Annotated in this window: 19 protein-coding genes; 11 read left to right on the top strand and 8 right to left on the bottom strand. The window is 60.6% G+C overall.

The window, feature by feature from the left end; translation table 11 throughout:
• Nucleotides 1-224: 224 nt before the first annotated feature.
• The 5 genes from J4G14_10300 to J4G14_10280 all read right to left on the bottom strand — a co-directional run bounded on the left by J4G14_10300 (nt 225) and on the right by J4G14_10280 (nt 4,835).
• A complete protein-coding gene (locus J4G14_10300) occupies nt 225-938 on the bottom strand; it encodes an alanyl-tRNA editing protein (protein MCE2458192.1) in 714 nt (237 codons plus the stop codon).
• Between the two features lie 131 nt (nt 939-1,069).
• A complete protein-coding gene (locus J4G14_10295) occupies nt 1,070-1,450 on the bottom strand; it encodes a retroviral-like aspartic protease family protein (GenBank protein ID MCE2458191.1) in 381 nt (126 codons plus the stop codon).
• A 74-nt stretch (nt 1,451-1,524) separates the two neighbouring features.
• Nucleotides 1,525-2,703, bottom strand: coding sequence for a thiolase (locus J4G14_10290; protein MCE2458190.1), 1,179 nt, complete (start codon nt 2,701-2,703; stop codon nt 1,525-1,527).
• A 92-nt stretch (nt 2,704-2,795) separates the two neighbouring features.
• Nucleotides 2,796-3,218 (bottom strand): Zn-ribbon domain-containing OB-fold protein, encoded by a 423-nt coding sequence (locus J4G14_10285; GenBank protein MCE2458189.1) that lies wholly within the window; start codon nt 3,216-3,218, stop codon nt 2,796-2,798.
• Between the two features lie 78 nt (nt 3,219-3,296).
• Nucleotides 3,297-4,835, bottom strand: coding sequence for an NAD(P)/FAD-dependent oxidoreductase (locus J4G14_10280; GenBank protein ID MCE2458188.1), 1,539 nt, complete (start codon nt 4,833-4,835; stop codon nt 3,297-3,299).
• 200 nt (nt 4,836-5,035) lie between these two features.
• Between J4G14_10280 and lhgO the strand changes: the two genes are divergently transcribed.
• The 10 genes from lhgO (at nt 5,036) to J4G14_10230 (ending at nt 12,991) form a co-directional block, all read left to right on the top strand.
• On the top strand, nt 5,036-6,253 hold the full coding sequence (gene lhgO, locus J4G14_10275) for an L-2-hydroxyglutarate oxidase (protein ID MCE2458187.1): 1,218 nt from the start codon (nt 5,036-5,038) through the stop codon (nt 6,251-6,253).
• A 255-nt stretch (nt 6,254-6,508) separates the two neighbouring features.
• Nucleotides 6,509-7,432 carry a sugar phosphate isomerase/epimerase gene (locus J4G14_10270; protein MCE2458186.1) on the top strand — a complete coding sequence of 308 codons (924 nt, stop codon included), beginning with the start codon at nt 6,509-6,511 and terminating at the stop codon, nt 7,430-7,432.
• 98 nt (nt 7,433-7,530) lie between these two features.
• Nucleotides 7,531-8,061, top strand: coding sequence for a DUF177 domain-containing protein (locus tag J4G14_10265; protein MCE2458185.1), 531 nt, complete (start codon nt 7,531-7,533; stop codon nt 8,059-8,061).
• Nucleotides 8,062-8,081: 20 nt separating this feature from the next.
• On the top strand, nt 8,082-8,273 hold the full coding sequence (gene rpmF, locus J4G14_10260; GenBank protein ID MCE2458184.1) for a 50S ribosomal protein L32: 192 nt from the start codon (nt 8,082-8,084) through the stop codon (nt 8,271-8,273).
• Between the two features lie 61 nt (nt 8,274-8,334).
• Nucleotides 8,335-9,291, top strand: a complete 957-nt coding sequence (fabD, locus tag J4G14_10255) for an ACP S-malonyltransferase (protein MCE2458183.1) — start codon at nt 8,335-8,337, stop codon at nt 9,289-9,291.
• A gap of 7 nt (nt 9,292-9,298) precedes the next feature.
• A complete protein-coding gene (nusB, locus tag J4G14_10250) occupies nt 9,299-9,763 on the top strand; it encodes a transcription antitermination factor NusB (GenBank protein MCE2458182.1) in 465 nt (154 codons plus the stop codon).
• Nucleotides 9,764-9,783: 20 nt separating this feature from the next.
• A complete protein-coding gene (gene acpP, locus J4G14_10245) occupies nt 9,784-10,041 on the top strand; it encodes an acyl carrier protein (GenBank protein ID MCE2458181.1) in 258 nt (85 codons plus the stop codon).
• Between the two features lie 240 nt (nt 10,042-10,281).
• Nucleotides 10,282-10,908 (top strand): shikimate kinase, encoded by a 627-nt coding sequence (locus tag J4G14_10240; protein ID MCE2458180.1) that lies wholly within the window; start codon nt 10,282-10,284, stop codon nt 10,906-10,908.
• Nucleotides 10,909-12,006 (top strand): 3-dehydroquinate synthase, encoded by a 1,098-nt coding sequence (gene aroB / locus J4G14_10235; GenBank protein MCE2458179.1) that lies wholly within the window; start codon nt 10,909-10,911, stop codon nt 12,004-12,006.
• A 145-nt stretch (nt 12,007-12,151) separates the two neighbouring features.
• Entirely contained in the window at nt 12,152-12,991 is an 840-nt protein-coding gene (locus J4G14_10230) for a sulfite exporter TauE/SafE family protein (protein MCE2458178.1), read from the top strand.
• A 240-nt stretch (nt 12,992-13,231) separates the two neighbouring features.
• Here the strand turns inward: J4G14_10230 and pyrE are convergent, their stop codons facing one another.
• The 3 genes from pyrE to J4G14_10215 all read right to left on the bottom strand — a co-directional run bounded on the left by pyrE (nt 13,232) and on the right by J4G14_10215 (nt 15,105).
• Entirely contained in the window at nt 13,232-13,801 is a 570-nt protein-coding gene (pyrE, locus tag J4G14_10225) for an orotate phosphoribosyltransferase (GenBank protein MCE2458177.1), read from the bottom strand.
• A 138-nt stretch (nt 13,802-13,939) separates the two neighbouring features.
• Nucleotides 13,940-14,365 carry a hypothetical protein gene (locus J4G14_10220; GenBank protein ID MCE2458176.1) on the bottom strand — a complete coding sequence of 142 codons (426 nt, stop codon included), beginning with the start codon at nt 14,363-14,365 and terminating at the stop codon, nt 13,940-13,942.
• Nucleotides 14,362-15,105 carry a hypothetical protein gene (locus J4G14_10215; protein ID MCE2458175.1) on the bottom strand — a complete coding sequence of 248 codons (744 nt, stop codon included), beginning with the start codon at nt 15,103-15,105 and terminating at the stop codon, nt 14,362-14,364. Before J4G14_10215 ends, J4G14_10220 begins: the two co-directional genes overlap by 4 nt.
• Nucleotides 15,106-16,023: 918 nt before the next feature.
• Here J4G14_10215 and J4G14_10210 point away from each other — a divergent pair.
• A partial coding sequence (locus J4G14_10210) for an NAD(P)-dependent oxidoreductase (protein ID MCE2458174.1) occupies nt 16,024-16,741 on the top strand: 718 nt, incomplete at its 3' end.

Below are 16,741 nucleotides of genomic sequence, written 5' to 3'. Positions count from 1 at the left end.
GTGTATGCTGCCATGGTCAGGCTGATGCTACGCCGACTGGCTGTCCCTACCTGAAATGACTTCTCAGACACCCTCTAAGCTCTATGGCGCGAGGTATTCGGAAGACTCGCCTGTGACGCTGTCTGATGTGCCTGACGCGTTCATCCGTCAGGCGGATTTCGACTCCGTCGTGGTCGGTGTAGGTCTCGATAGTTCTGGCAACCTTTGGTAGACGTGGTCGTCAGCTAGAGATCGACAGCGATCCTTAGGCGCTTGTTGATGCGGCCCTTGGACTCGTGGCCGACGACGTGGATCCGGCCCACCTCACGGGTGTTGGCGACGTGTGTGCCGCCGTCGGCCTGTAGATCGAGACCTTCTATATCTATGATGCGCACCTCTGCGATCTGCGGAGGCAGCAGGTTGATCTTGGTGCGAATAAGATCCGGGATCTGAAATGCCTCCTCACGTGGGAGCACGCTGACGTGGACGTCGCGCTCGGCGGCAACCTCGCCGTTGATCAGCTCCTCGACGTGCTCGGCGAAGTCCGACGACATGCTTTCGAGCTCGAAGTCCATCCTGGCCTTGAGCGGCTCCATGTTCCCGCCGGTGACCTGCGCACCGTAGTCGCGCCAGACGACTCCGCACAGTATGTGAAGCGCGGTGTGGGTTCGCATGAGCTGGTACCGGCGGTCCCAGTCGACCGCACCGCTGATCTTCGTGCCGACCTCAGGGCGGGCGTCGCCGTCGATCTCGTGGACGTACTGCCCCGAGTTGCGCCGGATGCGCTTGACGGCGTAGTCCACGCCGTCGGCGGTCAGCGTCCCCGAGTCCGCGGGCTGTCCACCACCGCCAGGGTAGAACGCCGTGCGGTCGAGTACGACGCCCCTGTTGGTGACCGCGGTCACAGTGCCGTCAAAGGTCTTCAGATAGCTGTCTTGGTAGCAGAGGATGTCGGTCATGTCATGGGTTCCGTTGTTGGTTCAGGTAGTCTTTTGCGATACAGATAAATCTTCCACGACAGCATAAGCATAAGCGGCGTCGATAAGGGCAGGATGATGACCGTTGGTCAAAGAGTCATCGTCCTGCCAATTTAGTCGACTAGGCTGAACAGCAGGTATGGTGGCCCGAACTCGTCTGGAGAGACCCGTTCGAGTGATCGGGAGACTGGATTGACCTTGTATCCCAAGTTCTCCAGCAACTCGTATCCGAGCAGTGGAATTGGTGCAGGTGTGACCATAGCGACGAATCCACGTCCATCAATCACCCCAGTGATTCCATATGCCTGTAGCTCCACGACTCCGACAGCGGTCCGAACTTGGAGCATGCCATTCCGGGGGATAGGCTCAAGGCCGAGTTGGTCTATCTCGCTCTGCGGAAGACCTATGTGAGTCGCTCCAGTATCGACGAGGAATTCGTACTCTCGGGTGGAGTCGGCTCCAATTATTATTGCGGTGGCGTATGTCCGCCCCATACTTGCCTCTCTTGGTTGGGCGATCCCGGCGATGCTTGCTAAAAGGAGGTCACCCTCGCCCTCCTAATTGTATGTTAATTATGCGGCGGCTCGTTGGTGAAAATGAGGCTGCCGGCGGCCATGAACATGCCGCCCACGCCCTGGCAGAAGGACGTCTTTACCCCCTCCACCTGGTGCGCGGCTTCGCCCCTGACCTGCCGTACTGACTCCTGCATCGCGAACATGCCGTACATGCCGGTGTGCGTGTAGGACAGACCGCCGCCGTTCGTGTTCAGCGGCAGCTTGCCGCCCGGCGAGGTGTTGCCCTCCTCGATGAACGCTCCGGCCTCGCCGCGTCCCACGAATCCGAGGTCTTCGAGTCCGTAGATCGGCAGGTGCACGAACGCGTCGTAAATCTGGATGTGGTCGATGTCGTCGTGTGACACGCCCGCCTCCTCGAATGCCTTCGAGCTGGAGGTCTTGAATGCCGCCGAGGATGTCATGTCGTACATCTGGCTGACGACCGGCGTCTCCACCGACTCGCCCGTGCCGAGTATGTACACCGGCTTGGTGGGGAAGTCGTCCACCCTGTCCGCACTGGTAACGATGAACGCGCCGCCGCCGTCGGTGACAGGGCAGCACATGAACAGGCGGTACGGGTAGCAGATCATGCGGCTGTTGAGGACTTCGTCGACGGTGACGAGGTCGCGGAACATGGCGCGCGGCACCTTGGTCGACCACTTACGCTGGGCGACTGCGACCGACGCTAGCTGCTCGATCGTCGTTCCTGTCTCCTTCATATAGCGCAGCACGCCCATGCCGAACTGCGTGGTTGGGCCGAGCACGCCGTAGATCGACTCGAACTGACCGGGGTACGAGCCATCGTAGGTCGGACCGGCGGGGCCTGCGGCAGTCCCTATGCGCATCCCGCCGACACCGACGCGGCTACGTCCACTCTGTCCCATGCAGCACAGGATGGTGGTCGCGAGCCCCGAGACTATCGCCGCCGCTGCGTGTCGCATGTGTATGAGGAACGACGTGCCGCCGACCGAGGTGTTGTCCACCCACTTCGGCACGATGCCGAGGTTGTGGGCGAGCGTCGCCGGATTCATGGTGGAGGAGATGCCGTCGATCTGGTCCTTCTCGATGCCGGCGTCCCGCATGGCGTTGACAGCGGCGTCGATGTGCAGCTCGGTCTCGGACATGTCGGGAATGACGCCGAGCTGTGTTGTCTCGGAGGCACCGACTATGGCCGTCTTGTATCTGAGTGACATTTTCGTAAGGCTCCTGTTCTATCCGTCATTGGCATGAGCATTCCCTCTCCCTTGATGGGAGAGGGCCAGGGTGAGGGTGAAGCCAGAGTCGGCTAAGCCGGCTCCCAGTTCGGGATGGCTATCTCGTCGGTGGCGTCGGTGAAGACGACCTTCAGCGGCATGTCCAGGACGAGGTTCTCCGGCGTGTTCTCGATGCCGACGATGTTGCCCATCATGCGCGGGCCCTCTTCGAGCTGGATGATCGCGATTGCGTAGGGCGCATCGGTCTCGAATCCAGGCGCCGGCCGGTGGTTGATCATGTACGTGAACAGCTTCCCGCGTCCTGATGCCTGGAACCACTCAACCTGGTCGGACATGCAACCGGGCAGGGGACACCTGAGCCTTGGATAGAAGAACGCCTCGGCGCAATGGATGCAGCGCTGGATCCAGAGCTCGTGCTCCTTGGCCTTGCGCCAGAAGAATTCGGTCTCCGGAACGGGGACCGGAATGGGCTTTCTGTACTCCGGCTGGGTCATAGTCGTGTGCCTCCCGATGTACCTGGATTAAACGTGGCGCCATTGTATGGCGGCGAAGGTTGAGACAGCAACGCGTCCCTACGCCAGCTCCCAGTCTCTTAGCACTGCGTGGGCGGCGTTGTGGCCTGGGGCCCCGGTGACCTCGCCGCCTGGGTGTGTCCCGGCTCCGCACAGGTAGAGGTTGTCCACCGGCGTCCGGTATCCCGACATCAGCGAGTTGGGCCTGTTGGCGAGCATCTGCGCCGTGGTGATGTCCAGGTGGCGGATGTTGCCGTCGGTCAACCCGACACGCTCCTCCAGTTCCTGCGGAGTGAACAGCTCCCAGTCGCGAACTGACTGCCGGAAGCCGGGCGCGTACTCTGAGATCTTGTCTATCAGGTCCTCGCCAGCCTGCTCGCGGTAGTTGTCCCACGATTCGCCGTACGGCCTGACCGGTGCGTACAGCACCCAGATCGACATCACGTGCTTGCCCTCAGGCGTCAGCGTCTTGTCCAGCACCGACGGTATCTGGATGTGCATGACCGGAGCCGTCGACGGCCGACCGGCGCGCGCGTCGTCCGCGCTCTGCTGGAAGTACTCGACCGACGGGCAGATGCGTACCTGCACGAGGTAGTTCTCGTCGTACCTGTCGCCGAGATAGCCCGTGAAGTCCGGCAGCTCGTCCAGCGCGGCGTGGAACTTCAGGTACGAGACTTCCGTCTTGAGCCTGCGGACGCCGTTGACCAGGTCGGATGACAGATCCCCTTCATCTATTAGAGACAGGAATGTGCGCTTGGGGTCGGCGTTGGAGAGCACGACATCGGCCTCGATGATCTCGCCGTCCGTCAGCCTGACGCCAACGGCACGCCCGTTCCTGACCACGATCCGGTCGACGGGAACGTTGGTGCGGATCTCCGCGCCGAGCGACTCGGCAGCCCTGGCCATCGCCTGGGTGATGCCGCCCATGCCTCCGTGCGGAATGCCGAAGTTGCGGTCCTCGGTGAACATGTCGGTGTCGTTGTATGCCACCGACATGATTGAGCCCGGCGCGCGAGTGTCCTGCGCGTCCTCGGCGTCGATGAACACCGCTCGGACCTCGGGAGACTCGAAGTGCTCCTCGACGAGGTCCTTCATGTTACCGGTGAGCAGCCGGTCCCAGACGGCCTCATCGGCAGTGCCCTGGACGTCCGCAGCCACCTGCGCGAGTGTGGGTGGCTCTTCGAGGAAGTAGCGGTGAATAATGGTCGCGGCGCGCGTCATGAACTGTTGGAACCTGTGGTAGCCGTCTATGTCAGACGGCGAGAGGCGCGCAAGCTCATCCACGTTTCTCTTCTCGTCATGCCAGCGCAGCATGTATTTGCCGTTCGGGAACGGCTGGAAGCGGTACGGGTCGACCGGATGAATGTCGAGTCCATGCTTCCTGAGCTCGAGGTCGTCAATCACCTTGTCCTGCAGCATGTGGCAGATGTACGAGCACGACGAGACACGGAAGTCCGGGAACAGCTCCTCAGTGATGCACGCGCCGCCAACGAAGTCGCGACGTTCGAGCACGAGGACTCTCGCGCCCTGGCGTGCCAGGTAGTTGGCCGCCACGAGTCCGTTATGTCCAGCGCCGACGATAATGGCCGAGTAGGTCAAAGCAAAGCTCCTTCAAGGTGTGTAACGCGACTCAGTTTAACCCATACAGAGGAGTGTGGAATGGTCGGAGATAGGGTGTATTGGGGCCCTCCAGTGAGTCTCATCCCACGCGTTGCCTTCTGTGGTACAATCCACCCACCTCTCTTTCCCTCTAAGATTGCTTCATGGGGCTGGAGCGTATTAGACGCCCGGGTGAATCAATGAACTCGTCCAACTACGACATCGCTATCATCGGCGCTGGAATTATCGGGCTCGCTACGGCGATGCGTCTGACCCAGGAGCACCCCGACAAGAAGGTCGTGGTCATCGAGAAAGAGTCCGCGATTGCCCAGCACCAGACCGGACATAACTCCGGTGTGATCCACGCTGGCATCTACTACGCCCCCGGCTCACAGAAGGCGAACTTCTGTTCCACCGGCGGACGACTGCTGCGCGACTTCTGCGACGAGCGCGACATCGAGTACGAGATGTGCGGCAAGCTGATCGTGGCGATCGAAGACTCTGAGGTGCCCGGACTCGAAGAGCTGTTCCGGCGCGGCACGGAGAACGGAGCCGAGGGACTCGAGCTCATCGGCCCCGAGGAGCTGCGAGAGCACGAGCCTCATGTCGCGGGTGTGAAGGCGATCTGGTCTCCTAACACCGGCATTATTGACTTCACCAAGGTGTCGCAGGCGTACTCGACAGAGATGCGCGAGGGCGGGGGAGACCTGGTCACCAACGCCGAGGTGCGCTCCATCTCAAGGAGCAATGGCAGTATCCACCTCGAGACGACCGCCGGTGATATGACCGCAAAGAGCATCATCAACTGCGCCGGGCTGCACGCGGACAAAGTCGCGGGGCTGATGGGCGTCGATATTGGTGTGAAAATCATCCCGTTCAGGGGCGAGTACTTCTCGATCAGGCCGGAGCGTGCCAGCCTCGTTAAGGGGCTGATCTACCCTGTGCCGGATCCCACCCTGCCGTTCCTTGGAGTCCACTTCACCAAGCGGATCAACGGATCGGTCGAGGCTGGGCCGAACGCGGTTCTCGCACTGAAGCGCGAGGGCTACTCGAAGACCAGCTTCGCTATGGGCGACGCGCTCGGCACGCTGACCTACCCCGGCTTCTGGAAGATGAGCGCCAAGTACTGGCAGACGGGCTTCAACGAGCAGTACCGCTCCATGGTGAAGTCGGTGTTCGTGAAGTCGCTGCAGACGCTGGTTCCGGAGATACAGGGGGAGGATCTCTACCAGCCTGGCGCTGGTGTGCGGGCGCAGGCGGTCGACCGCAACGGCGGGCTGCTGCAGGACTTCAGCATCGCCGAGACCGAAGGCGCGATACACGTACTGAACGCGCCGTCGCCGGGCGCGACGTCGTCTCTGTCGATCAGCCGGTACATCGTAGACATCGCCAAAGAGTCCTTCGGACTGGACGAATAGGGAGATCTTTGTAGGATCCCCTTTGAGGAATCTGAAAGGGCAGGTAATTCTGCACACAACCACGAATACCAACCAATAGGCCCCCTCTCCCTTGATGGGAGAGGGTTGGGGTGAGGGTGAAAGGGTTTGCTCACAAAGTAGGTGGGCGCCACCCACGCCCCTCTGGATCCCCGCTTTCGCGGGAATGACGGTAGAGCCTGCAGCCTGGGCTTCTATCACCTGAGACAGCACGTTAATAGCTTGGAGGTTTAGACGTTGAAGCTCTGTTACGCATTTCGCCGTGGCACTTTCTACCCGTTCATAGCCGGGGCCGCGTGGAACATTCCGGAAGACCCCAAGACTCGTACCGAGTACCTGGGCAAGGTCAACGACATGGGCTTCGACGGCATCGAGCTTGGCTTCGAGGCCTTCGGCGGATTCGAGGCGACCAAGGAGACGGCAAAGGAGTTCCAGTCTGTACTCTCAGACGCCGGCACACCATGCGTCGCGATACGAGCGGGTGGGGGACTGGCCCAGCCCAACGTTGCTGCCGATAACCGCAAGCGGCTGGAGAAGGCCGTAGAGGTTGCGGGCTGGATTGGTGTTGGAGTCGTCAACACCGCGCTGGGCACGCCTCCGCGCGATGCCACCCTGGACACCGGCCCCAGCGGCGAGCCCTCTTCCCACGGCTCCAGCGCGCTGGCCACGGCTGACGACTACGTACAGACGGCGAAGGCGCTGCGTGAAGTCGGAAAGCGCGCCGGCGACATCGGCGCAGACATCACGATAGAGGTGCACCAGCACTCGATCGCCGATAACTCCTGGTCCACGCTGCACCTGCTCGAGCTGACCGACAGCCCCCACGTCCACGCGAACCCCGACCTCGGCAACGTGCTGTGGACGTATGAAGAGCCTGAGGAGTCTACAGAGGAGTGCATCGTCGCACTCGCGTCTCACTCCAAGTACTGGCACTGCAAGAGCCTCCAGAGGGTGCACATCCCCGAGCTCAATCACTCGTATTTCATCAGGACCGCGCTGCCCGACGGCGACATAGACTACCGCTTCGCGCTGTCCGCGATGCACGAGGCCGGCTACGATGGCTACTTCGCCCTTGAGGGCACAAACACCGGCGACCAGCTGCACAAAGACAAGCGGTCGGTGGACTACGTAAGGGAGATACTGGCGGAGCTGGAGGACTGATAACGCCAGACTATGTGAAACTTGACACAATATTAGAGGTTTACCTAGAATCGGTTGAATAGGCAGCATCGCTCGCCTGCCCGAATGTGAGGCTGGGAATGGAGCTGAACGTTTCACAGTTGCTGATGGAACCGAGCGGCTCCAGCCGCGAGTACCAGTTAGACGACCCACTCCTCTTACCCGAAAGACATGATTATGTCAGGGTGTTTGGAACGGTCGGCATGATGAGGACAAATAAGAGCATCTGGGTGAGCGCTGCGCTGCATTCGGCGCTGGAGTCCGAGTGCGGTCGCTGCCTGACTCAATACAGTCATCCGATACAGTTTCAGCTCGAAGAGGAGTACATCCCCTCTCTCAACCCGCTGACTGGAGCGTGGGTTACCCCGCCTTCCGATGGCAGTGACTACTACCTGATAGACGAAAACCACATTCTCGATCTGACAGACCCCGTCACAGAGTACGTCATGATGGAAGACCCCATGAAGCCATTATGCAAGCCCAACTGCGCTGGATTGTGCGCGGGCTGCGGCTCGGACCTGAACCACAAGCAGTGCGACTGTGAAGTGGCGAGGGACGCGCGCTGGGGGCCCCTTCTTGAGTTGATGTCCGGCGCGGCTGAGACTGACTAGAGCCAACGCGAGGAACTGAAATGCCACCTCTTCCGAAAAAAAAGCACTCGAGGAAACGCAAGGGCGGAAGGTCCGCGCACCACGCGCTCAGCAGACCGTCGCTGTCCAGGTGCCCCCAGTGCCAGCGAGCCAGGATGCCCCACCGCGTGTGTGCTCACTGCGGCTACTACAATGGGCGCGAAGTGATCGTTTCGGACTCCGAGCTCGTCTAACCGGCGGCAGACCCCACCGGTTGAACTCATGAGTCGCACGACGCCCGAGGGAGATGACCCCATGACCCTTACATTCAAGACCGAAGCTCAGGGCCCCGAAGTCGCATACCTGTTCCCGGGACAGGGCGCACAGGCAGTCGGCATGGGCAAGGAGCTTTACGAAAGCTCGCCCGCCGCACGGGACGTGTTCGACGAGATAGATGACGCGCTCGGACGGTCGCTCACCAACGTGATGTTCGAAGGGCCTGAAGACGACCTCAAAGAGACGATCAACGCGCAGCCCGGCATCATGGCCGTTAGCCTGGCCTGTGTGAAGGCGATGGAAAACGAGCTCGGCACCGATGAGATGCCTCAGCCCATCGTCATGGCCGGCCACAGCCTGGGCGAGTACACAGCCCTTGCCGTTGGCGGCGTGCTGTCCGTGGACCAGACGGCCCTGCTCGTGCAGGAGCGCGGAAGGCTCATGCAGGAAGCATGCGACCAGAACCCCGGCACCATGGCGGCCGTCATCGGACTCGACCGAGTCGCGCTGCAGGAGGTTGCCCGGGAGACCGGCGTGTGGATCTCCAACGTCAACACCGGCGACCAGATCGTCATCAGCGGCGATCGCATGGCAGTCGCAAGAGCGATGGACCTGTGCGACGCGCGTGGAGCCAAGAAGGTGATAGCCCTCCGAGTAGGGGGCGCGTTCCACTCCGGGCTCATGGAGCCCGCTCGTGCCGGCCTGAAGGAAGCCGTCGAGGAATTGGACTTCAACGACTCCCGTGTCCCGATAGTCGCCAACTGCACCGGCACGCCGATGACCAAGGCCGACGACATCAAGCAGGAGCTGCTTTCGCAGATCTGCAGCACCGTCCAGTGGAAAGACACCATCGACTATATGGTAGGCTCCGGCGTTGACAGATTCCTTGAGATAGGCCCCGGACGCGCGCTGAGCGGCATGGTCAAGCGCATCAATCGCAGGGCAAACATCTCGAACGTCACGGACTTCGACTCGATTCTCAGCCTTCGCATCTAGGGATCCAATGCAGGCAACGGCCAGAAAGAGCGCGTCCCGTACTCAAACAGGTGGCGCAGCCAGTACAAGGCGCAGGACGCGCGTCGCCGCGTTCCAGACGCTTTGCGAGATTGACGTGGTCGACCACAGCCTCGACGACGTGCTGGATCACGTGACGAACTCCCACAAGCTATCGAAGTCGGCCACCGACTTTCTCGTCGTCCTTACTACGGGCGTCCTTGAAAACATCCAGCGAATAGATAAGATAATCACCGAGTTCGCCCCAAGCTGGCCGATCTCTCAGATGGCGGTCACCGACCGGAACCTGCTGAGAATGGCGATCTACGAAATGGCGATGCTCGACGAGACACCACCCAAGGTGGCCATCAACGAGGCCGTCGAAGTGGCCAAGGTATTTGGGTCCGAAAGCTCTCCCAGGTTCGTGAACGGCGTCCTGGGCTCGGTCATGGAGACCCAGCTAGCAGAAAAGTAATTCCCACCGGAGGTATGGCATTGGCAAGCCTGATGGAGAGAGTGCAGGAAGTAGTCGCTGAGAAGCTCAGCGTGGATGAGTCCGAGGTGATAGCTGACGCTTCGTTTACCGAGGACCTCAACGCGGACTCTCTTGACCTTGTCGAGCTGATCATGGCGTTCGAGGAGGAGTTCTCCACCGACGACGTCACACTGGAGATTTCAGACGAGGACGCAGAGGGCATTCAGACCGTACAGCAGGCGGTCGACTACCTCCTTGCGAACGGGATCGAAGAGTAGGCTGGCGTATTGCCCCCTCCCTCAGTCCTGATGGTTACAATCGCCCCCTCTCCCTTGATGGGAGAGGGCTGGGGTGAGGTTGATACGGGCCTTTCCCCCTCATCCCCGGATCAAGTCCGGGACAGGCTCTAACCTTCTCCCGCCAGGGGAGAAGGGACTGTAGGTCTGCACATCTCCCTTGATGGGGAGATCACAATCGACTGGTTTCATTCAGGCAGGTCATTATGACCTGCCTGTTCACTGTCTGGACAATCGGAGCGCACGCTGAGCAGAGACAACGTATTCATCACGGGCTTCTCAGGGACCGGCAAGACGACGACCGGGCATGAGGTCGCGCGTCTGCTCGGCTGGAAGTTCGTCGACACCGACGACGTGATCGTCGAATCGACAGGCATGGCCATCGAGGACATCTTCGCCCGGTACGGCGAGGACGAGTTCCGGCGCATCGAGCGCGAGACGCTGGCGTCGGTCGCACGCGCTCACCAGCAGGTGGTCTCCACCGGCGGCGGCATAATTATGGACGAGCGAAACCGCGCCGTGATGGACGACTACGGGGTCGTCGTCCTGCTCGAGGCACGCCCCGAGACGCTTATCGCGCGACTCAGGAAGCAGGAGGCCGATGAGGGGGACGATCTCATCGCCAGGCCCATGCTCGAGGCTGACGATCTCACCGAGCGCATCTATTCCTTGAAGGCCCAGCGACAGTTCAACTATACTCGCGCCCATTGGACGGTGCATACGGACTTCCTCTCGCCCACCCAGGCTGCTGAGGAGGTCATTCGGGGATTCAACATGGTCAGGGCCTCCCTCCCACCGGGGGCGCTTGCGGCTCCCTCAACAGGAGAGGGCAGAGGCGAGGGTGAGTAGATGAACGATCCTGAACTGGCGGCCGAGGTACGAACGTCGGCAGGAGACTACCCGCTGTGGGTCGGCTGGCAGATCATCGACGAGGTCGGCGAACGCATTCGCCGCATCATGGACCCCGGCGTCGCGTACATCATCACCGACGAGGGTGTGTACCAGCAGGCCAGGCGCGCTCAGAACTCGCTCGAAATGTCCGGCATAGCCGCGCACCTATTCGTGATGCCCGCGGGCGAGCAGAACAAGACCCTCGCGACCGCGCAGCACATCTACACGTGGCTCGCTGAGCTCAAGGCCGAGCGCGGCCACCTGATCCTCGCGGTCGGTGGCGGAGTCGTAGGTGACCTCGCCGGGTTCGTCGCCGCGACTTATTTGCGAGGCCTGCCGTTTGCGCAGGTGCCGACCAGCCTGCTCGCGATGATGGACGCTGCGATCGGCGGCAAGACGGCCGTCGACCTGCCGCAGGGCAAGAACCTCGTCGGCGCGTTCTACCAGCCCAAGTTCGTGCTGGCAGACGTGTCTGTCCTTCAGACGCTGCCCGAGAGGGAGCTGCGGTCCGGCTGGGCAGAGGCCATCAAGCACGGCCTGATAATGGACGACGACCTCCTGTCCACGTTCGAGAGCCAGACCGACGCGATCCAGTCGCTCGAGCCCGAGATTGCCACTGACGTGATCAGGCGCAGCATGGCGATCAAGGCCAACGTAGTGTCGCAGGACGAGCGTGAGACGCTCGGCATCCGGGTGCTGCTTAACTACGGCCACACAATCGGACACGGCATCGAGGCCGCTACCGGCTACGGTCAGTACCTGCATGGCGAGGCTGTCAGCATCGGCATGATGGGAGCGGCCAGGATCGGCAACGGCGTTGGCCTCATGTCCGACGCCGAGGTTGATCGACAGCAGTCGATACTAACGGCCTACGGCCTGCCCCTGGATGCCCCCACTGTTGACCCTGCCAGCGTCCTGGAGGCGATGCGCTCCGACAAGAAGGTCGCGAGCGGCAACATCAGGTGGGTGCTGCTCGAAGGCATCGGCAACGCCACAACTCGTAACGACGTACCTACGGAGCTGGTTGAAGACGTCCTAAGCGGCCTGATGAGCTGACCTGAATACCGCTGACTGGGGTATGTGAGCTTAACCTTTCGGCATCAAACTCAATCAACTGACCCCCTCTCCCTCAGGGAGAGGGCTGGGGTGAGGGTGAAAGGTACGAGAACTACCCCTCTCAGCCCGGACACCGGGAGGGCCGTTGGAGGAGTATCTCAGCTGGCTGATAATCGTCCTCGTGGGCGTCGGCGCCGGGGCGTACGGAGTTCTGGTCGGTGCCGGCGGTGGCTTCATACTGAGTCCTGTCCTCCTCCTGCTGGCGGTCTCTGACCCGAAAGACGTGCCCGGCACGGTCCTCGCAGCGATAGCGATCAACGGCGCCTTTGTGGCGTGGACGTACCGCAAGGTCGGGATCGTCGACTATCGAAGCGGACTGCTCTTCGCAGCCGCCGCCGTCCCAGGCGCGGTGATCGGCGCACTCGGTGTGAAGTTCGTCTCGACCGATATCCTCAGGATTGCGTTCGGCGTGCTTCTTGTGCTGCTTGCGATACAGTTGGCGGCCCGTCCCTGGCTACTACGGCTCTTCCAGTCAGACAGCCCGCGTCGCAGGTTCAATGCCACCGTGCGCAGCAGGCAAATCCGAACCAGCGACGGCCAGGAGTACAGATACGAGTTCAACGAGGCTCTGGCCACCGCGTTCAACGTAGTGCTTGGGTTCATCTCCAGCTTCTTCGGCATCGGAGGCGGGTTCCTGAGAACGCCCATACTGGTGCTTGCGTTCGGCTTCCCGGTCAGGGTAGCCGCGGCGTCATCGGTGTTCGCGCTGTCGATCTACGGCACCGTCGGAGCCATAACACACGCGGCGCTGGGGCACATAGAGATCTTCCCGCTGCTTCTGCTCTCGGGCGTCGGACTCGTAATTGGCGGCCAGATCGGAGCCAGGATCTCCGGCCGCGTGCGCGGAGTCTGGGTACTGGGGATGCTGATCGTCGTAGTGCTGCTGCTGGGCATACGCCTGATCTGGGAGGGCATGTCAGGCTGAGGCCGGAGCCACTCTTGATGGTAGGCGAAAGACGTTGACCAACCAGATACGTGCCCCTCTCCCTCTGGGCTGACAGGGGTAGGCATACTGACAGGTCGTTCGTCCTGAGCTTGTCGAAGGACACTCCCAGCCCCTAGATTGCCGACCGGCGAGCCACTTCGCGGGAATGACGGGTTTGTGAATACATACCCCCTCTCCCTTGACGGGAGAGGGCAGGGGTGAGGGTGAATACCCCGCAACCTATCGAGGCGTTATCTTCCCCTCAGCGTCAGCCGACAGCAGCGCCTCGTAGGAGTAGCCCCGACGCCTGACCTCGGCGCTCCCCCCCTCGTTGCGGTCGAGGATGGACAGCACCTTAACGACCTTGTATCCCGCAGCCTCGACAGCGTCGATCGCGTGGAACAGGCTGGAGCCGGTGGTACACGTGTCGTCGACAACCGCGACAGGCGAGCCCTTGCCGAGTCCGCTGGTCGGCCCCTCGATGGCGCGCTGTCCGCCGTGCCCCTTGGTCTCCTTACGGACAATCAGCCCTGGTACTGGATGTCCCTCGAGGTGGCTCACGACCGAGACCGCAGAGACGATCGGGTCGGCCCCCAACGTCGGCCCAGCGAGCGCCTGCGCCCCGGACTCCCTGATGATCGGCAGGAGCGCCTTGGCCACCGCGTAGCTGCCCTCCGGGTCAAGCGACAGGATGCGCCCATCGAAGTAGTACGAGCTAGTCCCACCCGCAGACAGCTTGAACTCGCCAAACGCGAGCGCACCCCTGTCGATAGCGATGTCCATGATTTCCTGGGCTAGAGAGTTGGTCATGTGGCCCCCGTACTCAGCTTGAAACTACGGTGCATAAGAAGAATAGCAATCACGCAAGATATCAAACGAACCATACGGTGACCCATACTACCGCTGAGAGCACCACTGAATAGCCGAAGCTGAGAGCCATCTTAGATCTCAAGTCACTGCTGGATGTATGTCCTGTTGCGTAAGGAGAGCTACCAACTCTACAGCGACCGCCAAGTCGTTTGATGAATATCCGCTGATGCCAGCGTGGGACCGGTCATCGTCAAAGGGTATGTGGCTGATGTTCAGAGCAACTCCAGTGTCTTCAGGCACAGCTCTCTTTACGGCACCGACATTCAGTGCCGCGAATCGGCCGTTTCGTGTAACCCTATATCCCTTTTCAGAAAACACCGCCCGAACTCTATCCACCGCCGAATCCAGTGTTGGCTCACCAAAGTACTCAAGCCAGTTTACGGAGAGATACTCTTCACTCGGTCTTGGCATGAAGGCGGAAGACATCGGTATTCCGTTATCGACGGTTGATGGCTTGCAGTATCGGGAGACGTGATCTTCGTCGGGCAACGATGGGTTGGTCATATAAGCCTTATGCCCACAGTGAAGGGCTCCACTGCTGACAGCGTTCCTTCCCTTGGCAGGGTCCCGTTGACACTCCAACGGTCAGTTTCGGGCTGATGTGGACCGGAGATCGCTGCAAATCGAATCAGGCCCGAGGTCAGGAACACCATTGCCAGGACTCCGTTGTCTGGGACGCGCCATTCGATCTGGATAAGTCCGTCCGGCGTGACACCTATCCGCGGGTCCAGTAGATTTCGTTCACTCATGATGAACAGTGCCATCGCACGCAGTGATTCAATCTCGATGCGTGGCTCATCAGGATCGTCATCAGCCAGGCTGCACAGATAGACCAGCCGATCAGCAACTACATCCAGTCCGAACAGCCGCAGCACTGCAATGATCTCTTCGCGCGTAGCTGCGTCTACGATCTGGGGACGCCATGGTGGACGGTGGGCACTCTTGACATGAATGGTAGTGGACCGCACTAGCGACCCGCGAGCGGTAGACACACTCGTCCTGCCAGACCTATCTCCGATCAGAGCCAAGTAGTCTGCGATCACATCCCACACCTCTGGGCGGTGATCCTGTCCTCCTGTAAAGGAGGCTGACCCTGGTCGGACGTAGCTGAATGCACCTTCGTCTGAACTTTGGTTCAACGACATGTACGGACGGTCATGCCGAGTGCTGGTGAACGTCATTCCTGTGGGTGAAGTCAACATGCCTGAAGTAGTGGTGTCCGTAGCTGGTGAACGCGCATTCATATCTGAGACTGTCTCAATAGCTTGTCGAGCGCCGAAATCACAAAGCACTGTCTTTGCGACCATCGGTTGATCGCTTCGCTCAGACCGTCCGCATTGAGTGGTCCGGCGTGGTGTATGTTTACACTAGCAATTACTGCACTTTCACGGTCACTACTATCGGAATCCTGGACCCACCCCTCGCGTAGTGACAGATTACACGTCGCACCACCAGCATCCATGACGAAATTAGGCTCCAACCCTATGATCTCAGGTTGATCTTCAAACCATGCACCAAGCTTCAGAAACCGTTGAGTTAGCCACTTTGCAGGTTGGTCTTGCTTTAGCGAGGCGACACAGTTTAGGCCGAGGCTTCGGTAAGGGACGTGTGGGAGTTTCGACAGGTAAGCACGAACCAGCTCATAGACGTGGTAGTTGTCCCTAAACAGAGATTCACATGTTTCGGTGACTGTGAGATTCGACTGATCCACCGTCCATTGAATTCCATTGTCGTACTGCACTATTGACACTGGCGGCGTTGTGACTGCTTCGGTAACCATCCAGTCAGATGGTACGATCTCCCTCGACACCAAAAAGTCAGGGTTGAGAATCGAGGGGTTATGAAACTCTGCTGTAACGACTACGCTCACTGAGTGAAGTCGGTAAGGAGTCTGCTGCAATAGCGCCTCCAATGTCTTCTATACACGCTCGCGACGCGCCAGATTCGGAATGTGACTCCAGAGCGAGAATTGGCGTGTATCCTATTGTACACAGCCTAAGGACTGCAACCCACAATCTGAGCGTGGGAGGATCACTGAAGCGGCGCGTAGCCAGATGCAAATCGCGGGGCCCTTTCCTCGGATAAACACCAAGCGTCCAGGCAAATCCGGTGCAGGTGGAGATCACCGGCACCATAGCAAATATCCCACTGGAGAAAAACAAATGCCCGAAAAGAAGAGCGTACTCATAACCGGAGCAGCGGGGCTGATTGGTGGCCTGCTCCAGAATGGACTGAAGGACTCGCACAACGTGACCGGCGTGGACATCAGGCCGGTGGAAGGCTTCACCAGTCTGGTGGCCGACACGTCTGACCTCGACGCTGTGCTGCCTGCATACGAGGGTGTGGACACTGTCGTAGATCTCGCCAGCGTGCCGGACCAGGACAGCCCGTGGGACGTCGTATACAAGAACAACCTGTCCTCGACTTACAACGCGCTGGAGGCCGCGCGGCGGGCCGGGGCGAAGCGGGTCATCTTCGCCAGCTCCAATCACGCGACCGGCAACTACGAGGAGGACGAGCCCTACGCCTCCATCGTCGCTGGAAACTACGACGGGCTGGACCCGGCCACCTTCCCACGCGTCACGGTGGACATGCCGATACGACCGGACGGGCCGTACGGCATAGGCAAGGCATTCGGAGAGGCGGCAGGACGGTACTACTCCGACCACTTCGGGCTGTCGGTGATCTGCCTGCGCATCGGGACCCTGAACCGTGAGGGCAGGTCGATGGCTGTGAGACAGTTCGCCACCCTGCTGTCGCACCGCGACCTCGTACAGCTTGTGCGCAGGAGCATCGACGCGCCGGACTCGGTCAGGTTCGCGATCTTCTACGGCGTCTCCAACAACACCTGGCGCTTCTGGGACATCTCGAACTCGCGCG

The sequence above is a fragment of the Dehalococcoidia bacterium genome (genome assembly GCA_021295915.1).
In the GTDB taxonomy this organism is placed as follows: Bacteria; Chloroflexota; Dehalococcoidia; order Lucifugimonadales; family UBA1123; genus VXRN01.
Note: the sequence above shows the minus strand (reverse complement) of the source record. Positions and strands in the feature narration are given on the sequence as shown.